General features: G+C 50.5%; 23 protein-coding genes, 1 tRNA gene and 1 pseudogene. 10 read left to right on the top strand and 15 right to left on the bottom strand.

Going from position 1 to position 26,220, the window contains the following annotated elements:
• Nucleotides 1-126 precede the first annotated feature (126 nt).
• The 3 genes from fadJ to ACTJKZ_RS01220 all read right to left on the bottom strand — a co-directional run bounded on the left by fadJ (nt 127) and on the right by ACTJKZ_RS01220 (nt 3,988).
• On the bottom strand, nt 127-2,223 hold the full coding sequence (gene fadJ / locus ACTJKZ_RS01230; RefSeq protein WP_253419491.1) for a fatty acid oxidation complex subunit alpha FadJ: 2,097 nt from the start codon (nt 2,221-2,223) through the stop codon (nt 127-129).
• The gene (gene fadI, locus ACTJKZ_RS01225) at nt 2,223-3,533 is read right to left on the bottom strand and encodes an acetyl-CoA C-acyltransferase FadI (RefSeq protein WP_440829111.1); all 1,311 of its coding nucleotides are present in this window, start codon (nt 3,531-3,533) and stop codon (nt 2,223-2,225) included. Before fadI ends, fadJ begins: the two co-directional genes overlap by 1 nt.
• A 158-nt stretch (nt 3,534-3,691) precedes the next feature.
• Entirely contained in the window at nt 3,692-3,988 is a 297-nt protein-coding gene (locus ACTJKZ_RS01220) for a YfcZ/YiiS family protein (protein WP_440829110.1), read from the bottom strand.
• Between the two features lie 358 nt (nt 3,989-4,346).
• Between ACTJKZ_RS01220 and fadL the strand changes: the two genes are divergently transcribed.
• Nucleotides 4,347-5,630, top strand: coding sequence for a long-chain fatty acid transporter FadL (gene fadL, locus ACTJKZ_RS01215; RefSeq protein ID WP_161733434.1), 1,284 nt, complete (start codon nt 4,347-4,349; stop codon nt 5,628-5,630).
• 135 nt (nt 5,631-5,765) lie between these two features.
• Here the strand turns inward: fadL and mlaA are convergent, their stop codons facing one another.
• From mlaA to ccmA, 10 genes are all read right to left on the bottom strand, one after another.
• Entirely contained in the window at nt 5,766-6,530 is a 765-nt protein-coding gene (gene mlaA / locus ACTJKZ_RS01210) for a phospholipid-binding lipoprotein MlaA (RefSeq protein WP_137229673.1), read from the bottom strand.
• Between the two features lie 147 nt (nt 6,531-6,677).
• Nucleotides 6,678-7,889 carry a c-type cytochrome biogenesis protein CcmI gene (gene ccmI, locus ACTJKZ_RS01205; protein ID WP_440829109.1) on the bottom strand — a complete coding sequence of 404 codons (1,212 nt, stop codon included), beginning with the start codon at nt 7,887-7,889 and terminating at the stop codon, nt 6,678-6,680.
• Nucleotides 7,889-8,341, bottom strand: coding sequence for a cytochrome c-type biogenesis protein (locus tag ACTJKZ_RS01200; protein ID WP_222925176.1), 453 nt, complete (start codon nt 8,339-8,341; stop codon nt 7,889-7,891). The genes ccmI and ACTJKZ_RS01200 overlap by 1 nt, the downstream gene beginning before the upstream one ends.
• On the bottom strand, nt 8,338-8,895 hold the full coding sequence (locus ACTJKZ_RS01195; protein ID WP_161733438.1) for a DsbE family thiol:disulfide interchange protein: 558 nt from the start codon (nt 8,893-8,895) through the stop codon (nt 8,338-8,340). The genes ACTJKZ_RS01200 and ACTJKZ_RS01195 overlap by 4 nt, the downstream gene beginning before the upstream one ends.
• Nucleotides 8,892-10,850: a heme lyase CcmF/NrfE family subunit gene (locus tag ACTJKZ_RS01190; protein WP_440829108.1), complete on the bottom strand. Its 1,959-nt coding sequence runs from the start codon at nt 10,848-10,850 to the stop codon at nt 8,892-8,894. The genes ACTJKZ_RS01195 and ACTJKZ_RS01190 overlap by 4 nt, the downstream gene beginning before the upstream one ends.
• Complete coding sequence (gene ccmE / locus ACTJKZ_RS01185; protein ID WP_161733442.1) at nt 10,847-11,332, bottom strand: cytochrome c maturation protein CcmE; 486 nt, start codon at nt 11,330-11,332, stop codon at nt 10,847-10,849. The genes ACTJKZ_RS01190 and ccmE overlap by 4 nt, the downstream gene beginning before the upstream one ends.
• Entirely contained in the window at nt 11,329-11,562 is a 234-nt protein-coding gene (gene ccmD / locus ACTJKZ_RS01180) for a heme exporter protein CcmD (protein WP_161733444.1), read from the bottom strand. The genes ccmE and ccmD overlap by 4 nt, the downstream gene beginning before the upstream one ends.
• Nucleotides 11,559-12,299 carry a heme ABC transporter permease gene (locus tag ACTJKZ_RS01175; RefSeq protein ID WP_161733446.1) on the bottom strand — a complete coding sequence of 247 codons (741 nt, stop codon included), beginning with the start codon at nt 12,297-12,299 and terminating at the stop codon, nt 11,559-11,561. Before ACTJKZ_RS01175 ends, ccmD begins: the two co-directional genes overlap by 4 nt.
• Nucleotides 12,300-12,366: 67 nt before the next feature.
• Nucleotides 12,367-13,026: a heme exporter protein CcmB gene (gene ccmB / locus ACTJKZ_RS01170; RefSeq protein ID WP_161733448.1), complete on the bottom strand. Its 660-nt coding sequence runs from the start codon at nt 13,024-13,026 to the stop codon at nt 12,367-12,369.
• On the bottom strand, nt 13,026-13,643 hold the full coding sequence (gene ccmA / locus ACTJKZ_RS01165) for a cytochrome c biogenesis heme-transporting ATPase CcmA (protein ID WP_253419497.1): 618 nt from the start codon (nt 13,641-13,643) through the stop codon (nt 13,026-13,028). The genes ccmB and ccmA overlap by 1 nt, the downstream gene beginning before the upstream one ends.
• A 242-nt stretch (nt 13,644-13,885) precedes the next feature.
• Here ccmA and ACTJKZ_RS01160 point away from each other — a divergent pair, with 242 nt between their 5' ends.
• The 7 genes from ACTJKZ_RS01160 (at nt 13,886) to ACTJKZ_RS01130 (ending at nt 21,948) form a co-directional block, all read left to right on the top strand.
• Entirely contained in the window at nt 13,886-14,821 is a 936-nt protein-coding gene (locus tag ACTJKZ_RS01160; protein WP_161733452.1) for a formate/nitrite transporter family protein, read from the top strand.
• 594 nt (nt 14,822-15,415) lie between these two features.
• On the top strand, nt 15,416-16,018 hold the full coding sequence (locus ACTJKZ_RS01155) for a fimbrial protein (RefSeq protein ID WP_161733454.1): 603 nt from the start codon (nt 15,416-15,418) through the stop codon (nt 16,016-16,018).
• Between the two features lie 54 nt (nt 16,019-16,072).
• Nucleotides 16,073-16,780: a fimbrial biogenesis chaperone gene (locus ACTJKZ_RS01150; protein WP_440829107.1), complete on the top strand. Its 708-nt coding sequence runs from the start codon at nt 16,073-16,075 to the stop codon at nt 16,778-16,780.
• Nucleotides 16,781-16,833: 53 nt separating this feature from the next.
• Nucleotides 16,834-19,218, top strand: a complete 2,385-nt coding sequence (locus tag ACTJKZ_RS01145; RefSeq protein WP_440829106.1) for a fimbria/pilus outer membrane usher protein — start codon at nt 16,834-16,836, stop codon at nt 19,216-19,218.
• Nucleotides 19,203-20,279, top strand: a complete 1,077-nt coding sequence (locus ACTJKZ_RS01140; RefSeq protein WP_440829105.1) for a hypothetical protein — start codon at nt 19,203-19,205, stop codon at nt 20,277-20,279. Before ACTJKZ_RS01145 ends, ACTJKZ_RS01140 begins: the two co-directional genes overlap by 16 nt.
• A 161-nt stretch (nt 20,280-20,440) precedes the next feature.
• A tRNA-Arg gene (locus ACTJKZ_RS01135) sits at nt 20,441-20,515 on the top strand.
• A gap of 179 nt (nt 20,516-20,694) precedes the next feature.
• Complete coding sequence (locus ACTJKZ_RS01130; protein WP_440829104.1) at nt 20,695-21,948, top strand: tyrosine-type recombinase/integrase; 1,254 nt, start codon at nt 20,695-20,697, stop codon at nt 21,946-21,948.
• A 418-nt stretch (nt 21,949-22,366) separates the two neighbouring features.
• Here the strand turns inward: ACTJKZ_RS01130 and ACTJKZ_RS01125 are convergent, their stop codons facing one another.
• Nucleotides 22,367-22,768 carry a hypothetical protein gene (locus tag ACTJKZ_RS01125; RefSeq protein WP_440829103.1) on the bottom strand — a complete coding sequence of 134 codons (402 nt, stop codon included), beginning with the start codon at nt 22,766-22,768 and terminating at the stop codon, nt 22,367-22,369.
• A 471-nt stretch (nt 22,769-23,239) separates the two neighbouring features.
• Between ACTJKZ_RS01125 and ACTJKZ_RS01120 the strand changes: the two are divergent.
• Both ACTJKZ_RS01120 and ACTJKZ_RS01115 read left to right on the top strand, forming a co-directional pair.
• A pseudogene (locus tag ACTJKZ_RS01120) lies at nt 23,240-23,659 on the top strand (MFS transporter); the annotation flags it as partial.
• 509 nt (nt 23,660-24,168) lie between these two features.
• Complete coding sequence (locus tag ACTJKZ_RS01115) at nt 24,169-24,465, top strand: DUF3223 domain-containing protein (protein WP_430692857.1); 297 nt, start codon at nt 24,169-24,171, stop codon at nt 24,463-24,465.
• A 68-nt stretch (nt 24,466-24,533) separates the two neighbouring features.
• On the opposite strand, the gene ACTJKZ_RS01110 is transcribed toward ACTJKZ_RS01115, so the two are convergent.
• The gene (locus ACTJKZ_RS01110) at nt 24,534-26,102 is read right to left on the bottom strand and encodes an SIR2 family protein (protein WP_430692858.1); all 1,569 of its coding nucleotides are present in this window, start codon (nt 26,100-26,102) and stop codon (nt 24,534-24,536) included.
• Nucleotides 26,103-26,220 lie beyond the last annotated feature (118 nt).

Raw genomic sequence — 26,220 nt, 5'->3', positions numbered from 1 at the left:
GTCAACCGGTTGTTTATTAAATAAGCGCTTCTCAGAATCATGCTGCGCCGCACACTCTGGCGGCGCTTTCCTAACCCGCTGAATCGGATTGGTTATTCCATTTACAGCAGAAATGTAAAATTTCGTCTATTCTCTGGCCGCCTCAACCAGCGCTTCGCAGGGCGTAAATCGATCGCCATGCTGCTGCGTAAGGCGGGTTAAGCGGTTGACCACCTCCGCCGCACCTAGTTTGTCCATGTAGTGGAACGGCCCCCCCAGGAAAGGCGGAAAGCCGATACCAAACACAGCACCGATATCGCCATCGCGGGCACAGCGAATGACCTGCTCATCAAGGCAGCGGGCCGCCTCATTCAGCATCATCATCATGCAGCGTTCTGCAATCTGCGCTTCACTCTGTCTTGCCTGCGGCGTGACTTTCAGCAACGTATACAGCGAGGTGTCCGGCTTTTTACGCTGCCAGCGCGGCTGGTCATAACGATAAAAGCCTTTGCTGTTTTTACGTCCCTTGCGGCCATCTTTGAGCACCGCGTCAAAAGCAGCGGGTGCGGCAAAGCGTTCACCATAAGCCTGATGCAGGATGGGACTGATTTTGCTGCCGACGTCGATGCCAACCTCATCGAGCAGCTGAATCGGACCGACCGGAAAACCAGCCTTCACCAGCGCCCGATCGATATGGTCAATCGGCTCGCCCTCCAGCAGGCAACGCATCGCTTCATTTATATAGGGCGTCAGGATGCGATTAACATAGAAACCCGGCTTGTCCGCTACCACTATCGGCGTTTTGCCCTGGCTGCGCGCCAGCGCCACAATGGTCACTACCGTTGCGGTGGAGGTGTTCAGATGGGGAATCACTTCCACCAGCGGCATTTTATCGACCGGGCTGAAGTAGTGCAGGCCGATGACGTTTTCCGGACGCTGTGCTTTGGCGGCAATCTCTTCAATCGGCAGCGACGAGGTGTTAGAAGCAAACAGCGTATGCGGCTGACAGTGGGCTTCCACTTCGCTGACCATCTGCTGCTTGAGTGCTAAATCTTCGAACACGGCTTCGATCACCACATCGCGCTGCGAGAACCCCTGGTAATCGATGCCGCCCGTGATACGAGCCATCTGCTGCTGACGCTGTGCCGGAGTAAGCTGGCGTCGTTTGACCTTTTTGCTCAGCAGATCCCAGCTGGTTTTCAGCGCATGGTTAACGCCTTCCAGGCTGATATCTTTGATGCGTACCGGTAATCCGGCGTTGATTGCGGTGACGCTGGCGATGCCACCGCCCATGAGACCGCCGCCGAGAATCGCGACACCCTTCACCGCAGCGGGTTCCGCCTCACCGCCCCGCTCCTTCTTCATGGCCGTGGTCGCGAAAAAGAGCCCGCGCAGCGCCGCAGATTCCGGCGTCATTGCCAGCTCACCGAAGGCACGCGCTTCAGCATCATGTCCGGCCCGGCTGCCCCTCTCCAGCCCGATGCGCACCACCTCAATAATGCGGTTTGCCGCCGGATAGTTACCCTGGGTTTTGGCTGCAGTCTGGCGGGTTGCGAGTGTAAATAGTGCCTGACGGCCAACCGGCCCGTGCAGCAGACGGTCGCGCAGCGGCAGCGTGCGTCCACTGACCTTGCCCTTTTTCACCCGCGCGATAGCCGTCTCCAGCAGAATCGCCTGCGGCACCGCATCATCAACCACCCCCAGCTTACGGGCCTGTTTCGCCCGCAACGACTTGCCGGTCAGAATCAGCGGCAGCGCCTGCTGCACGCCAATTAACCGAGGCAGTCGCTGGGTACCTCCGGAGCCGGGCAGTAAGCCGAGTTGCACCTCCGGCAAACCCAGGCGGGTTTTCTCATCCAGCGAGCAGATACGCGCATCGCAGGCCAGCGCCAGCTCCAGCCCGCCGCCCAGGCAGGCACCATGGATTGCGGCTACTACCGGGAATGGCAGCGCATCAAGCGCAGCCATCACTTCCTGACCCTGTTTTGCCAGCGCTTCGGCTTCCTGTGCGCTCTGACAGCGATCGATCATGCTGATGTCCGCGCCAGCGATAAAATTGTCCGCTTTGCCCGAAATCAGTACCAGGCCTGCCAGCTGCGGATCGCGTCGCGCCTCTGCAATGATGGCGGTGATCTGCCCGGCAAATTCTGCTTTCAGGGTGTTCATCTTCTCGCCAGGGACATCGATTGTAATGATGCCAACGTGATCAAGTCGCATCTTCAGGTGAAACGCATTCTGATCCATTATTCGGCCTCCAGAACCATTGCCGCACCCAGACCGCCCGCCGCACACGCCGTGACCAGTCCTAACCCGCCACCGCGACGGCGTAATTCATTCAGCGTCTGGGTGATCATGCGCGCGCCCGTGGCGGCAAAAGGATGACCATAAGCGATTGAACCGCCCAGCACGTTAAAGCGCTCTTCATTCACTTCGCCCAGCGCATGAGCACGGTTCAGCACCTCGCGGGCAAAGCGCTCGTCGCGAAAAAGTTGCAGATTGCTCAGGGTCTGGGCCGCGAACGCTTCATGCATATCAATTAGCGTCAGATCGGCCAGCGTGATTCCGGCGCGATCCAGTGCCAGTGGTGAGGAGTACGCCGGACCCAGCAGCATATCCTGCTGTACACCAATCGCGGTAAACGCGTAGCTGCGCAGATAGCCCAGCGGCGTGACACCCAGTTCACGGGCGCGGCCTTCGCGCATCAGAATCACGGCGGCCGCGCCGTCGGTGAGAGGCGTGCTGTTGGCCGCCGTGACGCTACCGTGCTGACGATCAAACGCCGGACGCAGCCGGGCGTAATCCTCTGCTCTGGCATTCATACGGACGTTATTGTCCTGGTCAATAGCGGTTTTCCACGGCGGCACAAAGGCTGCCATCACTTCCTGATTCAGTACCCCGGATTGCCAGGCCCTGGCGGCATGCTGATGGGATCGCAGCGCCAGCGCATCCTGTGCTTCGCGAGTGATGCCGTGACGCTTAGCCATCTGCTCCGCAGTGTCGCCCATACGCAGGCCGGTCGAATACTCCGCCACTGCAGGCGGGACCGGCAGCAGATCACGCGGACGCAGACGCCGCAGGATGTGCAGTTTTTGACCGAAGCTGCGGGCTTTATTGAGATCCACCAGCGCGCGGGCCAGCGTTTTACTGACCCCAATCGGCAACACCGACGAAGAGTCTGCGCCACCGGCAATACCGGCAGAGATGGTGCCCGCCAGCAGACTTTCTGCCACATTCGCTACCGCCTGAAAGCTGGTGGCGCAGGCACGGCTGACGCTGTAGGCATCGGTATGCACACTCAGCCCGCTGCTTAATACAATTTCACGCGCAATGTTCGGCGCTTCCGGCATCTGCACCACCTGACCAAAGACCAGTTGCTCGATCACCTCAGCCGGCAGTTCACTGCGCGCCATTAATTCGCTGACCACCATCCGTCCCAGCTCAATGGCGGGAATGCCATGGAAGCCGGTCGCCTGGCGCACAAAAGGGGTGCGTAACCCGTGGGTTATTGCGATGCGTTCACCATCACGCGTCAGCAGCGGCTGCGCTTTGCTCATTGTTCTCACCTGTGGCTGGGACTGTGGCATCATTGCCTGAAGAGGTCTGACCTGATCAGTGTTAACCACAAGCGGGTGAGCCGCCAATACCGGAAAGGAAAAAGTGCGAAGAGAAACACGAAAATGAAAAACGCCGCATTAATGCGGCGTTATGAGACTTAACGCAAACCGAGCTGAAAAATCATCGTTTCAGCCTGGCAGCTGAAAGTAAAATCGATATCCAGCTGCACACCCTGATTCATCTCACTGAAGCGCGACTCAATCACACAGGGTTCCGATTCAACTTCACGTGCACGTTCGGTGAGGAGAGCTAATTTGGCTTCCGCATCGGCACGCTGAGCAAACCACTCCGACCAGCTGGCGGTGCAATCGGTATTATCCATTACCGTGCCCACATCAACACAACAACAGGCTGCTGTTTCGGTCGCACTGCATTTTTTAATGGCATCAGTCATTTCATTCTCCTGACCAGCGATCTGGTGGGTTGAGCGATTTTATGGCCGAAATTTTACCTGCTCGCGTAAAGATGCGCCATGTACATGGCGCTAAGTGACGAATATCACAATAAAAATTGATCCAGAACAAACTGGAATCGGTATGCTGTGCAGAATCAGGGCTGTTTTGTTATGCAGATCGAATTTTAAACGATCAAACCTGAAATATTTTAAAAACAATATTGCAACATGCACACAGGTCGGACCTATACTCTCCGCACTGGTCTGATATGTGCGTTTTACATCAGTCCCTACAATCCGCCGTCCTTTGTTACGCGACGTTATAGCGTTAAATAATAATTCACATGAGGTTGTGGTCATGAACCATAAAAACCTGTTTGCAAAGTCAGCCGTGGCGGCTGCAGTGGCGCTTGTCTCTTCACACGTTTACGCAGCTGGGTTTCAGTTAAATGAGTTTTCTACGATTGGTTTAGGTCGCGCATATTCAGGCGAAGGGGCAATGGGCGATACGGCGGCATCAGCCAGCCGTAACCCGGCGACGATGGCATTAATGGATCGTCCGGAATTTTCACTCGGTGCGGTCTATATTGCGCCAGATGTCAATATTAGTGGTCGCAGTCCCAGCGGACGCAGCCTGGATGCTAATAATATTGCCCCGAATCAGTGGGTTCCCAATATTCATTATGTCCAGCCCATCAACGATCAGTGGTGGATCGGCGCGTCTGCAACCTCTAACTATGGCTTAGCAACAGAGTTTAATAATGGCTACACCGCGGGGGGTTACGGCGGTAAAACCGATCTGGTGACCGGCAATTTTAATCTCAGCACCGCGTACCGTTTAAATGAACATTTTAGTTTTGGCGTCGGTTTTGATGCGGTTTATGCCAAAGCCAAAATTGAACGCTATGCCGGTGAGTCAGGCGCAAGACTGGGCGTTCCGGCTGATACGCAGGTTGCCCATCTGAAAGGCGATGAGTGGGGATATGGCTGGAACGCCGGTGTCCTGTATGAAGTGGATGAGAATAACCGCTTCGGCTTTACCTATCGTTCAGAAGTGAAAGTCGACTTCGATGGCGATTACAAAAGCAGCCTCTCTTCCCGACTGAATGCAGTGAATAATCCGGAAGTGTCAGGTGTGCCGTTTGGCACCAATGGTACCACCGTTCCTGGCGCGTTAACCCTGAATCTGCCAGAGATGTGGGAAGTATCGGGCTGGCATAAAGTGGCACCGCAGTGGGCGGTTCACTACAGCATGGCGTACACCAGCTGGAGCCAGTTCCAGGAGCTGAAAGCCACCGGTTCTAACGGCCAGACGCTATTCTATAAAGATGAAAGCTTCCACGATGCCTACCGCATTGCACTGGGCACAACCTATTCCTACGACAAGAACTGGACGTTCCGCACCGGTATTGCGTTTGATGACAGCCCGGTTCCGGCCGATAAGCGCTCTATCTCTATTCCGGACCAGGATCGTTTATGGCTGAGTGCGGGTACGTCTTATGCCTTTAACGATGATGCCTCGGTTGATTTAGGCATCTCTTATATGCACGGACAGAAAGTGACGGTGAAAGAAGGGCCTTATACCTTTACCTCTGAAGGTAAGGCCTGGCTCTACGGTGCGAACTTTAATTACAAGTTCTGACTGGATGGTACGATCATAAAGGGCGACTCTGGTGAGTCGCCCTTTTTTATGGACGTGGATCGCTTAATGGTTCAGGGAGCATACGCCTTGCACAAAGACGCAAAACCGCCATCCCTGGCTGCTCAGCGCGGGCGATTACTCGGCGTCAATATCCTTCAGGTCATCCTGAATCGCGGCTGCGTTAGGATTATCTTCCGGCTTGAGCTTGCCGCCACGTGCCAGGAAGTCGTGACGCTGGAAGTACGCGTTACGGATAAAGGCGTACGGATCGCTCTGCTGTTTCAGGATTGCATCAGAGTCCAGCAGCTGCGCGCGGGTCTCAATCCCTTCAAGCGTCCATTTACCAATCGACATTGGCCAGGTCAGCCAGCCGAGGATCGGATAAAGCGTATCAACGTAGTCGCCGCCATCCTGACGCACCGTGAAGCTGCCGTAAGCAGGCAGCTCAACATAAGGCCCGTAGCCGACGCCATAGTGACCAAGCGTGGTACCGAAACGGTGCGGCTCTTCACGCGCCAGTTCCGGGTTCGCCTTGCCGGCAACGTCAATGAAACCGCCCAGTCCCAGCACGCTGTTCAGGAAGAAACGGGTAAAGTGAATACCCGCATCACGTCCGTTACCGACCAGAATGGCGTTGACCATACTGGCTGGCTCTTCCAGGTTGCCGAGGAAATTGCTCAGCCCGGTACGTGCCGGGACCGGCACATAATCACGCCAGGCCACAGCGACCGGACGAAGCACGTACGGATCCAGCACGTTGTAGTTAAAGTTAAACATCGTGCGGTTAAAGCCTTCAAATGGATCGCTGCGCTGCGCAGGATCGCTATTCGCCGGCTTTGAACTGGCACAACCCACCAGAAGGACGCTGGCGACAGCCAGGCTGGTCAGGCGATAATTCATTCCAATCTCCCTGTGCGGATGAAAAAGGTCAGCCCATCGTTCAGGTCACAGCCCTGTCGTATCGGCTTATCCGATGAGCATAGCTGACTTTGTGCCAGAGGCAGCAGGCAATGGCACGCATCATTTCTAACGTTATCATTTTGACGTTCAGGGTAGCTGCTTATTGATCTCCACCGCGATCGGCTGATGCCCATCCCAGGGCGTCACCGCGCTCAGACCCAGCCAGTCGCCTGGCTGCGGATTGGCGCTGCCATCGCGGGAAATCCGCACCCGAACCTCAACCTGATGCTGCGCCGAAAGCAGGCGATTCGGCATCATGGCATTGCTGTCATCCAGCGTCAGCGTCAGCGGGAAGTGGCTGAGTGGCATACGCTTAACCGCCACCGGTACCGGTGAATCCCCGTCAGAAACCGAAATATACAACACTCCGTCCTGCGGTAACATTTTTTCTGCCTCTGGGGTCAGCGTCACTGTCAGCGCCAGCTGACGACTCTGCTGCCCGGCGTCGCTTCGGGCCTTTTCAATGCTGCGGGCGATCATCGCGTGTCGCGAATCACCGGCAGGCAACAGACCCAGCAGAGTCTGCCATGCATCAATAGCCTGATCATACTGTTGCTGACCGTAAGCGTTATACGCCAGCAGGCTCAGCGTCCGCAGGTTTTGCGGATCAGCTTTAAGCAACGATTGCAGCAGCAGTGACGCCTGACGGTTATCCTGCGGATCGACGGATCTTGTCAGCACCTCTGCATAATCCTGCTTCAGCGCCAGATCGTTGGGGGCCAGCTGTAGTGCATGCTCAAAGGCCTGGCTGGCAATCTCCGCATTATTCAGCACCATGCCGAGCCGTCCCAGCATTGTCCAGTCGGCCAGATTATCCGGTTCGGTTTGCAACGCGGTACGCAATCCGAGCTGTAAACGCGCCAGCTCCTCCATGCTTAGCGATTTTGCGCCGGGGTCCATCAGACGGGCGCGCAGCTCAGGATACGCCTGCTGCACCTGCATCCAGCCGGTGTATTGTGCCAGTCCGCCGGTTTTCAGATAAGTCCCCAGCGAAACCGCAACCAGTACGATCAAACCTGGCAGCAGAATCCAGCGGCGGCTGCTGTGTGACCGCAGCGTCTGTGCTGGCGGAATATCCGCCAGGAGTGCCTGCTGTAGCTCCCGCTCCATTAGCGGACGCTCAGCAACGACGCCCTGCGCTTCATCCTGCGCCAGCTCATCTATACGCTGATGATAGAAACGCTGATTAAGGCGATCGCGATCGCCGGCGCTCGCCTGACGTTGCCGCCAGCCTGCCGCCAGAAACAGCGTGCAGGCTGCCAGTAGCAACAAAAAAAGGGTAATCCAGAATGCACTCATTACGGCTTCCTGTCTGACTTCAGTAGCGCATTAAGACGCTGTTGCTCATCTTCATCCAGTTCACTGCGGGTTTTGCGCTGACGACTGCGCAGAATGATCACGGCGCCACCCAGTAGCACAAACAGCGCGGGACCCGCCCACAGAATCAGGGTAGAAGGCGTGACCGGTGGCGAATAGCTGACGAAGTTGCCGTAACGCGCCACCATGTAGTCGATAATCTGCTGGCGACTCTGGCCCTGCTTCATCAATTGATAGACTTTCAGTCGCATGTCGGCGGCAATCATCGCGTTCGAGTCGGCAATGCTGTTATTCTGGCATTTCGGACAGCGCAGTGACGCGGTCAGATCGCGGTATTGCTCTTCCTGAGCCTCCGAGTCAAATTGCAGCGTGTCGATGCTTGCCCACAGGTTGATGCTGAACAGCAGGCCGCAGAGCAGAAACAGCATTTTCATGATCCCGCCTCCGCACTGTATTTTATCCACAAGGGTTTCACTTCCTGCTCCCAGACGCGCGCATTGAGATCGCCCGCGTGGCGATAACGGATGATCCCTTTACCGTCGATCAGGAAGGTCTCCGGCGCGCCATAGACGCCGAGATCCAGCCCCAGCATGCCGTTGCCGTCGTAGAGACTTAGCGCATAGGGATTGCCCAGCGTATTCAGCCAGTTAACCGCCTTCTGACGATCGTCTTTATAGTTCAACCCGACGACACGAATGCCCTGCTCCGCCAGCGTATTCAGATAGTGATGCTCAGCGCGGCAGGTCGGACACCAGGTCGCCCAGACGTTGAGCAATATCGGTTTGCCATCCGTCAGCACGCGCTGATCGTACGTTTTGCCCGGCTGATCCAGTGCTTCCAGCCGGAACAGCGGCACCGGTTTGCCAATCAGAGCCGATTCAAGACGGGTCGGATCGTCACCATCGGCATTACGCGTCAGCTGCCACAGCAGCGCGGCCGCCAGCAGCAGAAACAGCATCAGGGGAATAAACAGGATTTTCTTGTTCATGTCCGTGCCTCCGGGCCCGCTTTTTTGCGCGAACGGTAACGGGGATCAAACAGGCAGAACAGCCCACCCAGCGCCATCAGCGCACCACCGAACCAGATCCAGCGGACAAAGGGTTTGTAGTAGATGCGTACGGCCCAGCCGCCATCCTCCAGCTCCTCTCCCAGCGCCGCGTAAAGGTCGCGGCTGAAACCGCCATCAATCGCCGCTTCGGTCATCATGGTGCGGGCGGCGGTATAAAAGCGTTTTTCCGCCTGCAGCGTCGCTTCATGTTTGCCATTGCGTGTGACATCAATAATGCCCATGCCGCCACTGTAGTTAGGCCCCTGCAGATTCTGCACGCCACGGAAGACAAAGTGATAATGATGAATATCGACGCTATCACCCGCTTTTATCCGCACGTCGCGTTCCACGCTGTACTGCGTACTGAAGGCAATGCCAATCACCGTCACACCCACGCCAAGATGGCCCAGCACCATGCCCCAGTGGCTGCGTGACAGGTGACGTAAACCCACAAAGAACGGATGACGATGGGTGGCGCGCTCATGCAGTTCCAGCAGCGTCAGCACGATAATCCAGAGCGACATCAGCAGACCCACCACCGTCATCGCTTCGATGCGATCCTGCAGCCACCAGGGAACGATCATGGAACAGGCCAGAGTGACAATCAGCGCCAGCGCCAGCCGTTTTGCCAGCTTCTGCGGTTCATCGCGACGCCAGCGCACCAGCGGGCCGATCCCCATCAGCAAAGCAAACGGTGCCATCAGCCAGCTGAACATCGTGTTGAAGAAGGGTTCACCGACCGAAATGCTGCCCAGCCCCAGTTGCTTGTGCACCAGTGGCAATAGCGTGCCAAGCAGCACCACCAGCATCGCGGCAATCAGCAGCACGTTATTACCCAGCAGGAACGATTCCCGTGACCAGGTTTCATTCTGAACCCGGCCACGCACCTGCCCGCCTTTAATGGCGTAGAGCAGCAGTGAACTGCCGATAACGATCACCAGAAACGCAAGGATGAACATCCCGCGCGCCGGATCGGAGGCAAAAGAATGCACTGACACCAGCACGCCGGATCGTACCAGGAATGTCCCCAGCAGGCTAAGCGAAAACGCCGTAATCGCCAGCAGCACGGTCCAGGCTTTAAAGGTGCCGCGCTTTTCGGTGACTGCCAGCGAGTGCATCAGGGCCGTGCCCGCCAGCCACGGCATAAATGAGGCATTTTCAACCGGGTCCCAGAACCACCAGCCGCCCCAGCCCAGTTCGTAATAGGCCCAGGCCGAGCCAAGGACGATACCAATCGTCAGAAAGATCCAGGCCGCCGTCGTCCAGGGACGCGACCAGCGCGCCCACGCGGTATCGAGCCGTCCGGCCATCAGTGAGGCGATGGCAAAGGCAAACGCCACCGAGAAGCCGACGTAGCCCATATAGAGCAGCGGCGGATGGAAAATGAGACCGATATCCTGCAGCATCGGATTCAGATCATGCCCGTCTATCGGAAAGTCCGGCAGCGTGCGGCTAAACGGATTGGAGGTCAGCAGGATAAACAGCAGGAAGCCGAGGTTAATCATTCCCATGACCGCCAGCACGCGCGCAAGCGCATCCTGCGGCATCCCGCGGCTGAAGATCGCCACCGCCAGTGTCCAGGTGCTGAGCAGCAGCACCCACAGCAGCAGTGAACCTTCGTGCGCGCCCCAGGTGGCGGCGATGCGGTAGTAGACCGGCAGCAGACTGTTGGAGTTCGTGACGACATAGGCAACGGTAAAGTCGTTGCTGATAAAGGCCCAGACCAGCAGCGCAAACGCCGCCGCGATGCAGACAAACAGGCCGCAGGCCAGCGGACGCGCCATTGCCATCAGGCGGGCATCCTGGCGCACCGCGCCCCACAGCGGATAACTGCTCAGCAGCAGCGAAAGCCCCAGCGCCAGGCAGAGCAGAAAGGTTCCGATTTCAGGCATCATGAGGATTTATTTCCCGCCTGATATAACGACTGCGGGCCGATGTGATTACTTTTCATGGCGTCTTCAATCTCCGGCGGCGTGTATTTCTCATCATGTTTCGCCAGCACTTCTTTGGCGATCACCTGGTTGCCCGCCGCCAGCACGCCCTGTGCGACAACGCCCTGCCCTTCCCGGAACAGATCCGGCAGGATGCCTTCAAAACTGACGCTGACCACACCGCGCGCATCATAAAGTTTGAACGATACCGCCAGGGTATTGGGATCGCGCCGGACGCTGCCGGGCATGACCATGCCACCGACGCGCAACCGCTGACCCGCTTCCGGCTTCTCGTGCGCCTCGCCTTTGCCGTAGAGGATTTCACCCGGGGTATAGAACAGATCGATGTTTGAGCGTAGCGCATACATGACCAGCGCGGTGGCCAGGCCGAGGCCGAGCAGGATCGCTACTGCCGCATAGAGACGGTTGCGTCGACGGATATTCACAATGTCTCTCCTGCCGCTTCAGCCGCGGCTTTTTTCGTTTTCGCCGCCCGGATGCGGCGTTCCCGCGCCTCGCGCTGGCGAATCTCAGCCAGCAGGCGACGTCGCAGCAACAGGGTATGCAGCGTCAGGCCGATAAGCGGAAGCAGCGTGCAGATAACCGCCAGCCAGACGAAGAAGGCGTAGCCCCCCATCGCAAAGAAGGCGTACCAGGAGGTAAATGCCGGGGTCATGCCTGCTCTCCCTGCTTCGCCACATCTATCGCCCAGGGACGATGACGTTCAGTTAACAGGATCAGGTTGCGCAGCCGCATCAGCGTCAGCGTGATAAACAGCAGCAGATAACCGAGAATCGCCCAGCGGAGCGGCGTGCGCATGACCGGCGCAATTGCCTGCTGAAGAATGCCTGATGAGCCCTGATGCAGGGTATTCCACCACTGCACCGAGAAGTGAATGATGGGCAGATTGACCACGCCGACCAGAATCAGAATTCCGGCGGCCCGGCCTGCGGTGCGGCGGTCATCAAAAGCGTGATAAAGCGCAATCACACCCATATAGAGGAACAGCAGCACCAGTTCCGAGGTCAGACGCGCATCCCAGATCCACCAGGTGCCCCACATCGGCTTGCCCCAGGCGGACCCGGTGACCAGCGCAATAAAGGTAAAAACCGCGCCCACCGGAGCCATGGCGGCAGAGACCAGATCGGCCATTTTCATCTGCCACACCAGACCAGTAAAGGCAGCGATAGCCATTGAGGCATAGATGCCCATCGACCACATCGCCGCGGGTACATGGATATACATGATACGAAAACTGTCGCCCTGCTGATAGTCAGCAGGGGCAAATCCGAATCCCCATACCCAGCCCAGCAGCAACGACGCCAGCCCTGCAACGGCAAACCAGGGCACCAGTCGCCCCGAAAATTGATAAAGCCGCTCAGGCCTGGCCAGCTGATGTAACGCTTTCCACATATCAGATGCTCACATTAACGATAAAAGAGTATTGCCGCGTCTTTTACGCGCGGTGGATACAAGCCGGTTACTGCAAAGTAATGCGTAGCGCCGCTGCCGTGGCAAAGGGCGCGAGCGTGGCGCTGCCCAGCAGCATCGCGCCGAGAATCGCCAGATAACCACCAATCGGCAATCCCTGACTGGCTGCCTCCATCGCCGCGCTGGCGAAGATCAGGACAGGAATCGCCAGCGGCAGCACCAGCAGGCTCAGCAGCACACCGCCACGCCGTAAACCCACCGTCAGACCCACGCCAATCGCACCAAGGAAACTCAGGGTTGGCGTGCCGAGCAGCAGCGTCAGGGCCATCGCCCTCCAGCCATTAAAATCCAGCGACAGCAGCAGCGCGGCCAGGGGCGACAGAATGATCAGCGGCACACCGGTGACCAGCCAGTGCGCCACCACTTTGCCAATGACCGTTACTGGCAGTGGCGTGGGGAGCAGTATCAGTTGCTCCAGCGAGCCATCACTGAAGTCATCGCGAAACAGCCGTTCCAGCGCCAGCAGCGACGCCAGCAGTGCGGCAACCCAGGCAACGCCCGGCGCAATGCGCGCCAGCTGTTGCGGGTCAGGTCCGATTCCCAGCGGAAACAGGGTAATAATAATCAGGAAAAACCAGAGCGGATTAACCACATCCGCACCGCTGCGAAAAGCGATGCACAATTCACGCTGGATGAGGCGAAACAGCATCAGCCTGCCTCCCCGTCGCCGAGGCGAATTTTACGCACCCGCGCCGCATCCGCAGGTAAATCCTGATGAGTTGTCAGGATCACTGCGCCACCGTTATCGGCATGCCGGGCGAATTTCGCCATTAATTTTTTAACACCCGCTTTGTCGATAGCGGTCAGCGGCTCGTCGAGAATCCATATGCGGGCCTGGCTGAGCCACAACCGCGCCAGCGCTACCCGACGCTGCTGGCCCGCCGACAACCGGCTGACCGGCACCTCTTCGTCACCCGTGAGGTCGACACTTTCGAGTGCTGCAAAGATCTGCGCATCATTGCAACCGGGATGGTAAAAGCGCAGATTTTCCAGCGGCGTGAGCACGCCTTTGACACCGGGATGGTGGCCAAGATAAAGCATCGCCTGATGCCAGGCTTCGCGCTGCCGCAGGATGGGCTGCTGTTGCCAGCGTATTTCACCCTCTTCCGGACGGCTAAGACCCGCCAGCAGGCGCAATAACGAGGTCTTTCCGGCACCATTGGGGCCTTCAATCTGCACAATGTCACCAGCAGAGACACGAAAAGAGAGCCGCCGGAACAGCGCGCGTTCGTCGTATGCACAAGTGAGCGTAATGATTTCCAACATCGAGGGGAGAATCGCACCAGCTAAAAGTGGCCGGGATATTACCACAATGTTGCTGTGGGCCGAAGTGTGAGCTACCGCTCAGTTTCGATACCAGTAGCTTATTCGTGCGATATCGCAAAGAGTCTGAATAAAAATGCAGTTCCGAAAAACGTTGTTACGCTTATTCGCACTGGTCGTTACATTATCAGCAAATAAAAAACGGCTACGCTTATTACGCGACAGCACTATCACCCGGAGAAAATATGAAGCCTTCATCAGGTAATGAACAGGGTCCAAACGACGTAGAGAGTGAAGAGAAGGATAAGGGCACTGACATCGAAGTCGATGAGGAGGCTTTACCCTCCCGCGCCGCCGCCATCCATGAAGAGATCCGCCAGGATGGGGAGAAGGAGCTGGAGCGCGACGGTGTGGCGCTGCTCTGGTCAGCCATTGCGGCGGGCTTATCCATGGGTGCCTCGCTGATGGCGAAGGGGATATTTCAGGTGCATCTGGATGGCGTACCCGGCGCATTCCTGCTGGAAAACCTCGGTTATACCTTTGGTTTTGTTATCGTTATTATGGCGCGCCAGCAACTGTTTACTGAAAATACCGTTACCGCCGTGTTACCAGTGATGCACAAACCGACCTGGAGTAATGCGGGTCTGCTGTTGCGGTTATGGGGCATTGTTTTATTCGGAAATTTAATCGGTACGGCACTCGGTGCGCTGGCGTTCAATGAGATGCCGATATTTGACGATGCCACCCGTCAGGCCTTTACCAATATCAGTATGAAGGTGATGGAACACACCCCTGGCGAGATGTTTGCTAATGCGGTGATTTCCGGCTGGATTATCGCCACCATGGTCTGGATGTTCCCCTCTGCGGGCGGCGCTAAACTGCTGGTCATTGTCATGATGACCTGGCTGGTTGCGCTGGGCGATCTCGCACATATCGTTGTGGGCTCGGTCGAAGTGCTCTATCTGGTGTTTAACGGCACTATCAGCTGGCATGAATTTTTGTGGCCGTTTGCCCTGCCGACGCTGCTTGGCAACATTACCGGCGGCACCCTGATTTTTGCGCTGATCAGCCACGCACAGATCCGTAATGACATGAGTGAGGCGGCAGTAGCGAAAGCGAAGGCGGAAAAACGGAAGCAGGAGAAACGCCGTCAGCGCGAAGAGCAGGAAAAGGCGGAGTAACAGTCAGTCGATCAGAGTCATGCTGTGCAGGTTTTTCTGGCAGCATGACTCCGTGACACACTGACGGCAAAAAGATGGAAATCGTTCGCTGAGGAAAGATGAGTATGCAAGAGCAGCTATTATCGTTTGCATTTAGCGCTCATCAACCGTAAATTAATTTGACCTCTTGTCAATTTACTTCTTAATATCTTCAGAATATTCCCATCCTGGAACACAGGTTAATAGAATCTGAAAGCACCTAACAAAATCCTTTCCTTATATTAACCCTCATCAGCATTTGAATAAATATATATAACCCTCAACATATATTGCACGACCGGATTTTTTGTTACATTTACCGCCAACAGGAAAGCTTAATTCCTGACGCGATGCTGTAAAAACCGGACTGGTAACTTATTTAGTTTTTTCGCTTTAATTTTATTAAGGCGAGAAAAAGTTAAGTCCTGAAAAAAACATTTATTTTCGCGCCTGGCCACTTCCTGTTAATTACACACAACCAGGACCGGGTAATTAATCCTGCGTCATCACGTTAAGAGCTTTTTTAATGTAGCAACGCACGCCACATTAATCAGACTCAATAATAGGATTATAAAAATGAAAAAATTAGCGTTTAATAAAATCACTGCAGGAATTGCCCTGTTAATGACCTGCCAGGTCGCTTTCGCCACCTCGACTACCGCTGACGTCGGCGGTGGCACAATCACCTTTTACGGTGCGGTGACTGATGCAACCTGTAACGTAACAACTAACAGCGGAAGTGACTTCGCCGTTGATTTAAATCCGGTCACCAGCAGCGACATGGGAACTACGGTCGGTGTCATTCCGACGAATGCAAAACAGTTTACGCTGAATGTCGATGGCTGTTCGGGTTTCAACAGCACTAGCACTACAGCGCAAACGCTGAAAATCACCTTTTCAGGCGGAAATGTTTCTGATGATAACACCTACCTGAAAAACACAACCGGTACCTCCAGCGGTGTAGGCATTGGTATTACTAAGGATGGTAGTCAGCTGGTTACCCTGAACACGGCGCTGGACACTGGCCTGAAAACCACCTCTTCAGATGGTACAAACTTTGATACCGCACCAGCTTCTGGCGCTATTAACTACTATGCCAACTACTACAACTACGGTGGCGCAGCAGTAACAGCCGGTTCAGTAGTGACCACTGCAACTTATACCTTCAATTACGATTAACTGTAAAACAGGATATTTCGCTCAGACAAGGATGTCTAAAAATGAGGACTGAAAATGAAACTCGTTTCTTTAGGCACATTGCTGTGCATTATTTCATTAAGCGCAAACGCCAGCGTGGTGATGAATAATACGCGTGTTATCTATAGTGGTGACAAGAAAAGCGTCAACGTACAGCTCGTCAATAAATCAGCAGAAGCTCATCTCGTTCAGTCATGGATAGACAACGGAAATCCTGATGCGAAGCCTGAAAACCTCCGGCTGGCACTGGCTGTCGTACCCTCGGTAGTGCGCATCGGCGCCAATGATGGCCAGATTCTGACTGTAGTAAAAAACAATCTGGCAGCCTCGCTGCCAAAAGATCGTGAAAGCCTCTTCTGGCTGAATTTCATTGATATCCCACCTAACCCGAAAGATAAAAGCGGTAGCTACCTCCAGTTCGCTGTCAGAAACCGCGTCAAAGTTTTTTATCGCCCCGCTAATCTGAGTGTCGATCAAAATAAACTACAGGATTATCTTAAGCTGACCCGCGATAATAATGGTATTTGTATTAACAATAGCTCGCCCTATTACGTCACCGTGGCAGGATTAAGCAAAGTCAGGAATGGCAGCAAAAAAGATAACCTGCTGCAGGAAACCGTGCTGGCAAAACCCTTTAGTTGCGCTTCGACAGGTAAGTCTGCGGGCTTGTCCATCCAGGGGAAATTTTATCTGACATATATTGATGATTTCGGAACCTTAAGAACAGTTGATATCAGCCGCTAATGAACACCAGACTGACTCTTTTAAAAACAACGTTACTTTTCATCAGCATCGCTGTGTGTATTCGCAGCTATGCTGAGGAAGAATTTAATCAGGGCTTTATGCTCGGTAGCGCCTCGAATGAAGCCTGGTCCGGTGAGAGAAACCCTATCTCTCCTGGCGTCTACAGCGTGGATATTTATGTTAATAAAGAGTGGAAAGGTAATCATCAGCTAAGAGTGGAAGGGAATGGCGTCTTTCTTATTCCCAGAAAAGATATCAGTGCTTTAGATATCAAAAGCGACCCTGACGCACACAATAAGATACTGACGCCGCTGAACCAGGATTGGGTTGGCCTGCAGGATATTCTCACTGGCGACGCGCTTAAGTTTCGTCAGGATATTTTCCAGCTGGATATTACCGTCCCGCAGGCTCATATTATTGCGCACGACCGCAACTGGATGCCGCCGGAACTGTGGGATAAAGGTATCACCGGACTTTTCACTAATTACAGCGCAATCTATTCCGGAGGAAAATACAATAACAGTAATGACCAGTCGAACCTCTACCTAACCCTGAACAGCGGGTTTAATGTTGCTGACTGGCATCTGCGCGATAATAGTTACTATTATCGAAATCAGACCGATTCAAGATGGATTAACCGTTCTCGTTATCTTGAAAAATCTCTACCTTCAATAAGCTCGACGGTTAAAGTGGGTGAAGATAATACCAGTTCATCCTGGTTTGACAGTGTAAAGTTCCGTGGCGTGAGTCTGACTAAAGATCTCGGCATGCTGCCGGACAGCTACCGAACTTATATGCCAGTGATCAGCGGCATAGCACAAACCAATGCGATAGTTAAAGTGCTGCAGGATGACCGGATCGTTTTTCAGCAAAGCGTACCCGCGGGCCCTTTTGAGTTTAGTGATCTGATGCCAACCGGTTCACGTTCCGATCTCTATCTGGTGATTGAAAACGCGGATGGCAGTAAAACTACAACCGTCATTCCTTATTCGTCTGCAGGCAGCCTGCTCAGGAGCGGCTCAACCGACTGGGCAATGTATACCGGTAAATTCAAAAGTGACGCCCTGTTCAGACAGAGTAATTTTTTACAGGCAGAGTACAGCCGGGGGATCAATAATTATCTGACGCTGGTGACCGGTGCCATAGCTGCCGAAAAATATCAGTCCGGACTGATTGGTACCGGTCTGCTCGTTCCGTGGCTCGGAACACTCACCACCAGCTATCAATATACCCAGGCAAATTTAGCAGAGGATAAGCAGCAGGGTGAGAAAGTCCGGGTAGCACTGAATAAACATTTTCCAACCCGAACATCCGTCACTGTTGCGGCCTCTTACAGCGACAAAAATTTCATTACGCTGAGTCAGGCAGACACTACCGCTGAATATATCAGTGACCGTATAGGCTATCGAGCTCAGGAAAAGAACAGTCTGAACCTGGCAATTGATCAACAATTGCCAGCCGGTTTCGGCAGGTTAAACGCCAGCCTGTACGCTGTGGGTTACTGGAATACCGAAAAAGTCTCTCGCCAGTTTAGTGTGGGATGGAGCAATACTTATAATCAGATTTCCTGGTCAGTTAACGCAGGCAAAAGAATCTATACCAATGCTGAACTGTATGAAGAGAATCGCAGTAAGGCGGTTTATCGCCAGGAAGAGTACGCCAGTTTAACACTCAGCATTCCCTGGAGCCTATTTGGGCACGATGGCACAGTCAGTGCTTCATCCAGTGTTGAGGGAAGCCAGTCAAGCGCCTCGCTGGGCTGGAATGAAAAGGTTTCAGACGCGTTCAGGTATAACCTGTTAGTGAATAATCGAAGCCGTGACGGTGCCTCATCCGGCGGTTATTTCTCTTATGCCTCTCCGTGGTCGACCTTTACCGGGAATCTGACACAGGGCGAGAAATATACCCAATATGGCGCGACGGCTTCGGGAACGATTCTGCTCTCTCAGCACGGCTTGCTAACGTCACCACAGACCGGTAATCACTTCGTGATTATTGATGCGCCAGGCGTTGCGGGTGCGAAAGTTAATGGTAACGCGACAATTTATACTAACAGTCAGGGTAAGGCGCTGGTGCCCTTCGCGACGCCGTGGCGTAAAAATACGTTTTATCTTAACTCTGAATCAGCCAGTGATATTCAGGGAAATATTAAAAAAATTGCGCCGTGGAAAGGCAGTATTTCTTATGTGAAATACATTACGGATACCCGTAAAACCTTTTCTCTGCAGGCGCGCTATACAGATGGAACGCCGCTGGCGTTTGGTGCCGCTCTGTTCGACCGTAAAGGTGGCGAATTAGGGTATGTGGCGCAGGGTGGGCTTATTTACGTTAAAGCCGATACCCTGCCTGACTATATTCTGGCACGGACCGATAAACAGCAGTCCTGCGTAATTAAAAACGCGGTTCTCACCGGAGATAATCTATGCACACGTTTATAAAGAATCTGTTAATCGCCTCGGGATTATTTTTCGCACTCGCCATCGTTTCAATTAATCAGGCGCTGGCATATTGTAACCCTTATACGCTGGCTACTGATAAGGCGACTGTTGCCACTTCCACAACAAGTGATATTGATCTGGCTAATATGCTTTCACTGGCAAGCAGTTATTCCGTCACCAGTAGCTCAAATTTTTCGGCATTTAAACTGGGCTGTGCCAATGGTGGTGAAACCCTCTATTACCGTAACGGTCTTGAAGGCGGCTACACAGTAAAATTCACGACAGGCGACCAGGAAAATTACATCAAATTTACGGCATCTCTTCCGGTGACCAGTAAAAATTTTAGTGCGGGACTGTCACAGGATTATCCGGCTTCCGATTTTGATACTGACATTACAATTCATGCTGAAATAACAGACAGCACTACTTATGATACCGCCACCACCAATGGCAAGACAGAACTACCATTGATGTATTTGATCTCATCGAACGGCAGTACTGCTTATCCTACTGCCAGTGCGCTTCGTGGTCTGGTAGCGACTAAAGCTGCAGCCGCGTCCGCTTCTTATATCGATCTAAAAGGATTTGCGTCGATCGATATCTCATTTGTGCCGATCAGCACGACCTGCAGCATCCAGAATCAGCAGTTCACCCTGCCTTCTACAACGCTGTTTACCCTTAAATCCGGTGATTACTCGGATACGCGCTTCTCTATTCCCCTCTCCTGCAGTGGAAGCATTGACAGTAAGGCAACGAAAACGTTTAACCTGCGCGCCTACAGTAACGATATTGTTGATAGTGCTAACTACATCGTCAGGAATGCCTCTTCCACCTCTTCAGGCATCGGCTTTCAGCTGTTTAATACCCTTTCTGATCCATTGAAATTCACGACCGGTTATGACTCCGCATCAACCTCACTGGCAGCGATGACCAAAGGCAAAGATCTCGTTTCATCGCTGACGGCGATCGATATTGGTGCACGCTATAAAATTTTTGATGCAGCGAACGCATCACCTGGCACCGTGGTCGGCACCATTATTATCTATATGGAATATGAGTAAGCTTACTGGCGGCGATGCGCTTATTTTGGGTTTAGCACCTTCGCCGTCACGACCTGAATAGCAGCAGAAGGAAGACATAAAAGCAGTGTTGCTGGCGGAATGAGCAAACGCACGGCAACCTGGTGAATCTTCAGACCTCTTTCGCTATACTGCACGCCGCGGTCCTCTTAGTTAAATGGATATAACGAGCCCCTCCTAAGGGCTAGTTGCAGGTTCGATTCCTGCAGGGGACACCATATGCTAGTCTCTCAACGTATCTCAAAGTCTACTTTACCCATTCCATTCAGTCACTTAACTCATCCTGATAGTCCACCTGCGTCTCCAGCGGGCTCACAAAATCCACAGTGTCATGTTGGTACAATTGTTGGTATGTTTGGTTCGATAATGCAGATACCATCAGCCAGGGATTTTTACTATGCCGCTCACTGAGTTAAAGGTAAGAAATGCTAAGGCTGCTGTGAAGCCGGTCAAAATGACAGACGGTAATGGTATGCATCTTTTGATTACCCCACACGGTTCCAAATACTGGCGTTTTCAGTATCGCTTTGGTAGCAAACAAAAGATTCTTGCTCTCGGTGTTTATCCTGAGGTCACGTTATCGGAAGCCCGACGCAGAAGAGACGAAGCCAGACAACTCGTGGCAAATGGCGTTGATCCAAGTGAAAAACGCAAAGCTGATAAGGTCGAGATCAAAGGGCTGCTGACATTTGAAAAGGTTGCACGAGATTGGCATTCCAGTAACAGGACCTGGTCGGAAAACCACAGAACTACTGTATTAAGCAGTCTTGAAAGTCATTTATTCCCTATTATTGGCAATCGTAATATCACAGAACTCAAAACCCGTGACTTACTGATTCCACTAAAAAGGGCTGAAGCAACAGGTCACCTCGAACTCGCTTCACGTCTTCAACAACGCATAACTGCGATCATGAGATATGCTGTCCACAATGCATTGATTGAGCAAAATCCTGCCTATGACCTCGCTGGTGCTGTAATTTCTAAAAAAAGTATTCACCGCCCTGCCCTTCCTTTAGAACGGCTACCAGAGCTCATGCAACGCATTGAAGCTTACAGAGGCAAAGGCATAACACAGATTGCGACCCAGCTTACACTCCTGACATTTGTACGTTCGAGTGAATTAAGATTTGCACGTTGGTCAGAGGTAGATTTCAAAAACTCACTATGGACTATACCCGCAGAGCGCCAAGCACTTGCTGGGGTTAAATATTCAGCAAGAGGGGCAAAAATGAAAAGCCCTCATCTGGTGCCTTTAAGCAAACAAGCCAAAAAATTGTTGTTACAGCTACATGCAATCAGTGGTGGCAAAGACCTCATGTTCATCGGATTTAGTAATGACGACAAACCGATCAGTGAAAACACCGTCAACAAAGCCCTTAGAACCATGGGATACAATACCCAAACTGAAGTTTGTGGGCATGGTTTCAGGACTATGGCTTGCAGTGCATTGATTGAATCCGGGCTTTGGTCAAGAGACGCCGTAGAGAGACAAATGAGCCACCAAGAGCGTAACAGCGTTAGGGCAGCATACATCCATAAAGCCGAGCATTTAGAAGAACGGAAACTTATGCTGCAGTGGTGGGCTGACTATCTGGAAGCCTGTAAGCTGAGAACGTTGACGCCTTATAGCTTTTCTAAAAAAAATCTTTAAAAGTCAATTAGATGTCATTTTTACCATGCATATACAATGATATTTTTTATTATATTTTTTAAATTGCAATAAAATATGCTTAACTCAAATAAACGCCCCACGAGTGAGCATAAGGTTATGCAAATAAAAATGATGTTTCAACATAATCGATTTCGCTTGTACCTTCGCATTTCAACGTTACTAAGGCAGGAGTCAATACCAAAAAATGAGTGATATAGTTCATAATGCCTTCAAATTTTTCATGCACATATTCAGTGCCACATAAACATTTTTTCTTATCTTGATAATGGGATTTCTTGTTAAAAATTCATGAATGATTTACTCCAGCTAGTTTAATACACTTATCATAACGCCCCTTACTTCAAAATAACTTTTAAATATTCTCCCTTCTAAAAATCATATCAATACAGATTAGTTTTCAGATTCTCTTTATAATATATTTACCTTCTCCACTAGTAATGAGTGGGCTAATTTTACTCTTTTCCTCTTCAGCAATCTTTGTATCAATAATTTCTTTCACTAAATCCACATCTGCACCGAATACCAAACCAGATAAGAACCACCAGTTTAAACTTTGGTATTCAGCAATATCGGTCAATTCAAAAATTTGAACAATAGTTAACAGTTTCAAACATTCTTTAGAATTAAAAAAACCCCTAAACATTATATAGACAACATCTTCAGATGGATACCTTTCATAATCTTCAAATATGTTTCTATCCTCCAGAAAAGCTTGTAAATTACTATGAACCTCAGCTAAGAATTCTTTAGCATCGTTTAAAGATAGAGCTTCCTCACCTAATATACTTTCACCTTTCATTTGATTCTCCTTTTTAATTGTTATCTTCTTTTAACACAAATCATAAGTGTGTCAACATCATAATTGCGATGTAAAGATAAGAATCGACTAATTTAGTTAAGCGTTTTTTTAATTATTAATCAAGGAGGGTTAAATCTATCTAAAAACTAAATTTTTAAAGGGGGGGCATTTAATCAAAGTAACTGCAACCGCTTATCAAGGAATGTTTCCTTTCGAATTCTGATATGAGATATGGCGAAATTGAGGGGAAAATAATACTAGTACTTGCTCCATATAACTTGAACAACCCTTTGAATACTATTTAACCATAACCGGCTTTGAGAATGGTGAGGATCAGCTTTGAGATCCTCATCACATTAACAACAGATTTAGCTGTAAAGTCCATATCTTAAGAGAGAGGCGCTCTAATCCTGGCTTTATTCACTGCTTAAGCTGAAGCACTATTACATGCTGTATGAGCGGAGCTTAATGATGTCTCATGTAAACCAGACCGTCACGTATGATATTGACCATAAGTCAAAAGTCAGAAGAATGAATCTCTTTGTATCGATATCCGCTGCCCTCGCCGGGCTTCTGTTCGGACTGGATATTGGTGTTATCTCAGGTGCCCTGCTTTTCATAGCAAAACACTTTCAGTTAACCAGCCATGAACAGGAATGGGTTGTCAGCAGTATGATGTTGGGTGCTGCGATTGGAGCAATCTGTAACGGCTGGGTTTCACATCGGCTGGGAAGAAAATACAGCCTTATGGCTGGAGCTATACTTTTCATTGTGGGTTCCCTTGGATCGGCCTTTGCCACAAGTGTTGAAGTTCTGCTTACATTCAGAGTCTTACTCGGGCTGGCCGTTGGAATCGCCTCCTATACCGCCCCACATTTTTATAACAAAATTAATAACATTGAGATGTTTAATCAACATAAAATTGCTGTTAGCAACAAATGCTAAACTAACCGACTATTAATTAAGTTTAAACTTAACTTGAAATAAGTCCCTTCAAAAACCATCAGCATGAATTTACAACTTTAATTTAACTCAAATTAAAAAATGCTTAATCGCTCCAGCTATCATTTTTTTATCGTTCATTGCAAAACCAGTTAATAATTCTTTTAAACATGGTAATGTGTAACAGCATTAAGAATTAATCATAATATAAATTCAAACCTCTGGAGATAAATATATGTCAAAAGTACCACTCGGAACCACTGGAACTACGGGCGGAACATGTCCTGAAAGTGGGATATGGACTGTCGTTGGGACGCCTTCAACGACAGCACCGATTGCAAAAAATAATCGATTCCCTCCATATGATGGTAAATCGGTTACGTGGAAGCTTACGCAGTATGCGTAATGATTAGTGACCGCAATGCGGTCACTTTCAGTAGTTTTAGGAGAATAAAAAAATGAAATATACTGTGGCAGGAAAAAACTTTCCGACTAAAGATTTAATTAAAGCCGAAGCACAGCGCATACTCAACCACTCCCCCATAGGAAACTCAATTGAAGGCGAAGATTATAGTTTTTTATTAAGCTTATTTAAAAATCATAGCGATTGGGAAGAAAAGAGTTTGGGTGGATTTAAGCAGATTGTTACAGGAAAAGCTTCGCATGGCACAACCTGTTTTTATCTTAAGAAAGAGAAAGCTTTGGAAGACATATCATTCGTGCACGCTATAAAATGTTTGAAGCCCAATAAATGAGCACTGTTGTAATTCTTAGCCGATAAAATTGCGAGTTTATAGGCTAAGAATGAAATTAGTGCAGATCTTTATAACCAGCCATATTTTAACCTATCGTATAAACATGCTAATTTTTTGAAATAGGTAGCATAGCTTGAATTGTCGGGGTTAATCTTTTCAATGTTTTCAATGAGGAATTCACCTACTACATTGAGTTCAATCTTATCCCATAAGAATGGAATATAAATTGCGGCGGATTCTGGAGTGCAATGTTCAATTATATATTGAGTATCCTTACCTTTAAATTTACGCACATAGGATCTTAGATAACCTGAACATTGATAACTTTTATCATGCCGCAGAACCCATTTATCCAGTTTCAGGGAAGATCTTTGGTAATCATCATAACATTCAATACCTTTTTCTTTTAAGTATTTGAATACAGGTATATTTGGTGATTGTTTCCCCGCATTAGGGATTACGTTATCTAAAATACTATTAGCGTCATAATGCTTATTACCTCTTAACAAATCTTCAAAGAGATCTAAATTTTTAATTTGAGTATAACCTACAAGACCAACCTCTTCTTCTTTTTTCTTTGCTGCTGCTACGCCCACACCAACAACAAACTCAACATCTTCATGTTTTTCGACTTCATCAATATCTACTACATAAATCTTCTTCTCAGGCTCATTTGATTGAACTAAATTATAAAGCTCTTCCTTACAATACCTAAGTATCCTTGCAGGTATCTTTCTTTTATTTTCATCTATTGCTTCATATATTGGTAAAAAATCATCTGTTCTGATTAGCGTAATAGGGATTTGTACACCGTCAATGCTTGTGTAAGTATCTGAAACACTGGGCTCTTGAATATCTTCTTCATGTTGAATAAATATTAAATTATTTCTTAGCTGGTGAATATTATCACTTCCGATACATACAGAAATAGCACTTAACAGGTCACTAATGTTTTTGTCAGAGAGTGAATAGCCTAAAAAGATGACAGGATGCTCCACAAAAATTGTGATTAATTTTGCAGCAAGATAAGGGTTTTTTAAATTGAAATCAGCATAGTCATTATCTGTCAAAACCAATGATTTAGGTTTGTGAGCGCTACCGTGAATTTTATAGATTTCTGCTATCGATTGAGGGTTTGAAAAAAGCAATTCATTCTGTCCCGTATAAACCCTGTAGTCTGGGAATAGCTGTTCTAGAAAACAGTCCCAATTAGTTGTGATAAGGCCGTCAACATTGAGATTGGATAGCAGATTTATTTCCTGAATGTAGGGGCTATCGCTTAGAGGTTTTTGAACAGCTTTAGTCAAAATATCACATATTTCAAATCTCATTGCAGAGGTTTTATCAGTAACTCTCTTACTGAATCTCTCACGACTTGACGAATACAAATCGCTAGACCACCACTCATTATTGAAATCTTCTGCTATAAGCCGAGCAGCAGTAGGGTAAGTGCCATCACCGCTTGAAAGATAATATTCAAATGGCTTTTTTACAGTGCAAAAAACTGATAACAAGGCGGCCCAATCAGGCAGCCCTATGTATCTCCTTGAAAACCCGGAACCTACAAAAAGGAAAGGTCCTGCGCTGCGTTGGCTAAAAATTTTAACTAAAATTTCTTTTAACTCATTGCTAGTCATGGTGTTGCTCCACACATCGATTCTATGGTCTTAAAATTCTCAAAATCAAACTAAGCTACTGTAATACAATGATTAAAATAACGAACAAAAAATATCTCTTTACTTTTCCTTCGAAATT

The sequence above is a fragment of the Pantoea sp. 22096 genome, assembly GCF_052045955.1.
Classification (GTDB): Bacteria; Pseudomonadota; Gammaproteobacteria; order Enterobacterales; family Enterobacteriaceae; genus Pantoea; species Pantoea alfalfae.
Note: the sequence above shows the minus strand (reverse complement) of the source record. Positions and strands in the feature narration are given on the sequence as shown.

Bases quoted from the DNA above. Each gene is read 5' to 3' on its own strand.
- fadJ (WP_253419491.1), bottom strand. From the start codon at position 2,223: ATGGATCAGAATGCGTTTCACCTGAAGATGCGACTTGATCACGTTGGC.
- fadI (WP_440829111.1), bottom strand. From the start codon at position 3,533: ATGAGCAAAGCGCAGCCGCTGCTGACGCGTGATGGTGAACGCATCGCA.
- ACTJKZ_RS01220 (WP_440829110.1), bottom strand. From the start codon at position 3,988: ATGACTGATGCCATTAAAAAATGCAGTGCGACCGAAACAGCAGCCTGT.
- fadL (WP_161733434.1), top strand. From the start codon at position 4,347: ATGAACCATAAAAACCTGTTTGCAAAGTCAGCCGTGGCGGCTGCAGTG.
- mlaA (WP_137229673.1), bottom strand. From the start codon at position 6,530: ATGAATTATCGCCTGACCAGCCTGGCTGTCGCCAGCGTCCTTCTGGTG.
- ccmI (WP_440829109.1), bottom strand. From the start codon at position 7,889: ATGAGTGCATTCTGGATTACCCTTTTTTTGTTGCTACTGGCAGCCTGC.
- ACTJKZ_RS01200 (WP_222925176.1), bottom strand. From the start codon at position 8,341: ATGAAAATGCTGTTTCTGCTCTGCGGCCTGCTGTTCAGCATCAACCTG.
- ACTJKZ_RS01195 (WP_161733438.1), bottom strand. From the start codon at position 8,895: ATGAACAAGAAAATCCTGTTTATTCCCCTGATGCTGTTTCTGCTGCTG.
- ACTJKZ_RS01190 (WP_440829108.1), bottom strand. From the start codon at position 10,850: ATGATGCCTGAAATCGGAACCTTTCTGCTCTGCCTGGCGCTGGGGCTT.
- ccmD (WP_161733444.1), bottom strand. From the start codon at position 11,562: ATGACCCCGGCATTTACCTCCTGGTACGCCTTCTTTGCGATGGGGGGC.
- ACTJKZ_RS01175 (WP_161733446.1), bottom strand. From the start codon at position 12,299: ATGTGGAAAGCGTTACATCAGCTGGCCAGGCCTGAGCGGCTTTATCAA.
- ccmB (WP_161733448.1), bottom strand. From the start codon at position 13,026: ATGCTGTTTCGCCTCATCCAGCGTGAATTGTGCATCGCTTTTCGCAGC.
- ccmA (WP_253419497.1), bottom strand. From the start codon at position 13,643: ATGTTGGAAATCATTACGCTCACTTGTGCATACGACGAACGCGCGCTG.
- ACTJKZ_RS01160 (WP_161733452.1), top strand. From the start codon at position 13,886: ATGAAGCCTTCATCAGGTAATGAACAGGGTCCAAACGACGTAGAGAGT.
- ACTJKZ_RS01155 (WP_161733454.1), top strand. From the start codon at position 15,416: ATGAAAAAATTAGCGTTTAATAAAATCACTGCAGGAATTGCCCTGTTA.
- ACTJKZ_RS01150 (WP_440829107.1), top strand. From the start codon at position 16,073: ATGAAACTCGTTTCTTTAGGCACATTGCTGTGCATTATTTCATTAAGC.
- ACTJKZ_RS01140 (WP_440829105.1), top strand. From the start codon at position 19,203: ATGCACACGTTTATAAAGAATCTGTTAATCGCCTCGGGATTATTTTTC.
- ACTJKZ_RS01130 (WP_440829104.1), top strand. From the start codon at position 20,695: ATGCCGCTCACTGAGTTAAAGGTAAGAAATGCTAAGGCTGCTGTGAAG.
- ACTJKZ_RS01125 (WP_440829103.1), bottom strand. From the start codon at position 22,768: ATGAAAGGTGAAAGTATATTAGGTGAGGAAGCTCTATCTTTAAACGAT.
- ACTJKZ_RS01115 (WP_430692857.1), top strand. From the start codon at position 24,169: ATGAAATATACTGTGGCAGGAAAAAACTTTCCGACTAAAGATTTAATT.
- ACTJKZ_RS01110 (WP_430692858.1), bottom strand. From the start codon at position 26,102: ATGACTAGCAATGAGTTAAAAGAAATTTTAGTTAAAATTTTTAGCCAA.